This window comes from Mesorhizobium sp. WSM3864 (assembly GCF_002294955.1).
GTDB lineage: Bacteria > Pseudomonadota > Alphaproteobacteria > Rhizobiales > Rhizobiaceae > Mesorhizobium.
Map to the genome: position 1 here is coordinate 1 of NZ_NSGD01000048.1, position 3,559 is coordinate 3,559.

Below are 3,559 nucleotides of genomic sequence, written 5' to 3' on the forward strand. Positions count from 1 at the left end.
TACGCGGCCGTGTCCGGGCGACGCTGGGGCGACAACAGGACCTATAGCGGCACCGCTGACGTCGGGCGCTCACATTTGTGGCATTGCTAAGAAAGATCACGCCCGCCGAGCGGGGCGGGGGCGGGGGGGGTGACGACGGTCGTCGGAGGACAAGGGGCCATAGGGTGAGCAAACTGCGTTGCGATCGGCCCTGGCTCACTATGTGGTTGATTCGGCTCGGGGGCGGGTTTCCCTGTTTAATCGGAGCCGTTTGATGCGACCTTTGTCCAGACGGAAAAACGCCGTCGCCCCGCCGCGTAACATTTGCTCCACTGCCCCCCTCTCCAGCGGCTTGTGGCCGGGTGTTCATCCCAGATGATTTGCCGTAGGTCAGGCAGGTCTACGGCTTGGCCGAATGTGGGGCATGGAAGGAAATGATCGGCTTCGCTGATCTGCTCACCACCTAACCGCCTTCCCACACCGGACGATTCAAGTTCGAAAGGTGGCGAAAGAGTTCATTTCTTTTAGTTGCCTTCGAGATGATTGCTTTACTGGACGATACCCTTGGCCGGCTTGATCCAAAGCTTGGCCTTGCGCTCGATCAGGGAAATCGCGCGGGCCGCGTTTGAGGTCGAATGGCGTAGCGTGTGCTCGCCGCGATGGAACTTCACCTGGCCGGTAACGTCTCAGGCCGCACACATCAGCGCGAAGACGCTCGGCACACGCTGCGCGGGCTTTGGCGCCCTGGCCTCCTCGACACGCTTCAACAGCCGTTCCCCGAGGCCGCCGGGCAGCGTTATGAACGCCGTGCCGGCTACCCGCGCCATGATTGCTGCAGCGGGCTTCGCGGGCTCTCGCTTGATGCCCAGCGGTTCGAAGTCGCTTCTCTCAGCATGTCGTCTTCACCCACAACGGGCCTGGCTTAGACCTTCGCGGAAGACAACGATCGTGTCCTTTGCACCCTCGAAGGGCTGGCCGGCGCCAAGGCGAGCCGTAGAATTTCGCTCGTCGTGCCGGGGCGCGCGCCAGATGCACGAGCCGCCACGAGCAACACCGTGCCCAAAATGCACAACAGATACATGAACAGGTGAAAGAGGCCGTCCGCCAGAATTTGGAAGCGCAAGTCTGATCCCGCCGGCTCGCGAAGGCCGGACAGGAGGTGGTGCCACTGCAGGATTTGATGCAGAACGATGCCGTCAAAAAAGCCGGCCAGCGCAAAGCCAACGAGCAGCCACCCGACAACGGCCTTCCGATTGATTGCTGGCCAGTTCAAGCGCATGACTGGCGCCCTACCTCAAAGTGGCCTGACGTGGGGTGACCGGCAACCTCGGTCTGAGGTCGTCGACTTGGCGCAGCCGGAATGTCTTCGGTGAGCCGTGGACGCCATAGCTCGCCTCAATCCAGAACGCACAGATTAGGCCTCCGACCACAGCCAGGAGTACTAGCACTGCGGCAATAGTTTCGAGCATCAGACGTCGCTCCCTGTTCAGCCCGTTGCCCGAACATCCCGGGGTTGGAGTTGTTCCCTTGGCTTGGAGATTACGGCTGATCATCAGGAACAATACCGCCAACGCGAGGTTGGGACGCGCTTGCCTGCTCAAAGGAGATCACTATGCCAGCCTCATCGGCGAAAGCCGATACTCCGCCTGCGGCGCACAAGCCGGCAGGAGTCACCCGATGGCTGTTCTCAACCAATCACAAGGACATCGGGCACTTTATCTGATTTTCGCGATCCTCGCGGGCATCATTGGCATGCTCCTGTCAGTCGCTATGCGCATGGAACTTCAGGAACCGGGTATACAGATCTTTCCTGGCTTGGCCTCGTTTGTATACGGCTTCGAGGATGCCACGGCCATTGATGCAGGCAAGCAGCTCTACAACGTATTCACGACAGCACACGCCCTTATCATGATCTTCTTCGCGGTGATGCCCGGTCTGATCGGCGGCTTTGCCAACTGGATGATACCGCTCATGATCGGGGCTCCTGATATGGCTTTCCCGCGGATGAACAACATTTCTTTCTGGCTGCTGCCGCCTGCCTTCATTTTGCTCTTGATGTCGCTGTTCATGCCCAGCGTACCAGGAGGCTATGGTGCAGGAACGGGATGGTTCCTCTACCCAACGCTGTCGACGTCGGGCCATCCTGGGCCTGCCGTTGACCTGGTCATTCTGTCGCTGCACATTGCCGGGGCCTCATCCATCCTCGGGGCGATCAATTTCATCACCACGATCTTCAACATGCGTGCGCCCGGCATGACGCTCCACAAGATGCCTCTCTTGGCGTGGTCGGTTCTGATCACGGCATTCCTTCTTCTTCTCGCGCTTCCCGTTCTGGCAGGCGCGATTACCATGTTGCTGACCGACCGCAATTTCGGCACAGCCTTCTTCGTGCCGGATCAGGGCGGCGATTTGCTTCATCTTTTCTGGTTTTTCGGTCATCCGGAAGTATACATCATGATCCTCCCGGCATTCGGCATTGTAAGTCAGATAATATCGACATTTCGCGCAAGCCGATCTTCGGCTATCTCGGCATGGTCTATGCGATCGTGGCGATCGGCGCGATAGGGTTTGTCGTCTGGGCGCACCACATGTACACCAGCGGCATTGGCCTGGACACGCAGCGCTATTTTACCTTCGCGACAATGGTGATTGCGGTGCCGACAGGTATTAAGGTCTTTTGCTGGATCGCCACGATGTGGGGCGGATCGATCCGCCTGCAAACGCCCATGCTCTGGGCGTTGGGATTCATCTTTCTGTTCACAATCGGTGGGGTAACGGGCGTTCAGCTGGCCAATGCTGCGCTCGACCGTGAATTGCACGACACTTATTTCGTCGTGGCGCATTTCCACTACATTCTCTCACTAGGAGCTCTTTTTGGGATCTTCGCGGGCTGGTATTACTGGTTCCCGAAGATGACCGGGTATATTTATAATCCGCTACTCGCGGGAGTGCATTTCTGGACGAGCTTTATAGGCGTCAACTTGGTTTCTTTCCGCATCACTTTTTAGGTTTGGCCGGCATGCCACGCCGCTATGTAGACTATCCTGATGCATTTGCGGGCTGGAATATGGTCTCTTCCTATGGCTCCTACATATCTGCCGCAAGCGTACTGTTCTTCCTGGCCGGAGTGGTCGACGCCTTCTACAGACGAAGGGAGGCCGGCGACAATCCTTGGGGTCCGGGGGCCACCACCTTGGAGTGGATGTTGCCTTCGCCACCGCCGTTCCATCAATGGGACAGGCTCCCGATCAATAAATAGCCCGCGTCGATTTCGGCGCCATGCGTGACGATCCCTGCAGCCAATGCCCTGGCTCTCGTGGCCCTCAATCAGCATCCCAACACGACGGGGTTGGGGTTGGCCCGGGAAAGTACCGGGCCCCTAGCGAGCCGTTCCTGATCCTCCGGTCGGGCTCGCGGATAGTTCATCGCCGTTTGCAATGTGCGTCAGCGCCAAGGAACATTCCTGATCCAAGGATGTTCGGGGAACCCCAACCCTGGAGAAACCTCATGTTCATGCACAATAAGCGACTGCAATACACCGTCCGTGTGTCGGAGCCGAATCCGAAACTGGCATGCATGA

Annotated in this window: 2 protein-coding genes and 1 pseudogene; 1 reads left to right on the top strand and 2 read right to left on the bottom strand. The window is 58.4% G+C overall.

The features are described 5' to 3' along the window. Positions 1–527 precede the first annotated feature (527 nt). Both CK215_RS32370 and CK215_RS30470 read right to left on the bottom strand, forming a co-directional pair. A complete protein-coding gene (locus tag CK215_RS32370) occupies positions 528–650 on the bottom strand; it encodes a hypothetical protein (protein WP_280953098.1) in 123 nt (40 codons plus the stop codon). 251 nt (positions 651–901) lie between these two features. Continuing rightward, the gene (locus CK215_RS30470) at positions 902–1,258 is read right to left on the bottom strand and encodes a DUF2243 domain-containing protein (RefSeq protein WP_245418881.1); all 357 of its coding nucleotides are present in this window, start codon (positions 1,256–1,258) and stop codon (positions 902–904) included. A 333-nt stretch (positions 1,259–1,591) separates the two neighbouring features. On the opposite strand from CK215_RS30470, the pseudogene ctaD reads away from it, so the two are divergent. Beyond that, positions 1,592–3,238: pseudogene (gene ctaD / locus CK215_RS30475) on the top strand (cytochrome c oxidase subunit I). The last annotated feature ends 321 nt before the right edge of the window (positions 3,239–3,559 follow it).

Bases quoted from the DNA above. Each gene is read 5' to 3' on its own strand.
- CK215_RS30470 (WP_245418881.1), bottom strand. From the start codon at position 1,258: ATGCGCTTGAACTGGCCAGCAATCAATCGGAAGGCCGTTGTCGGGTGG.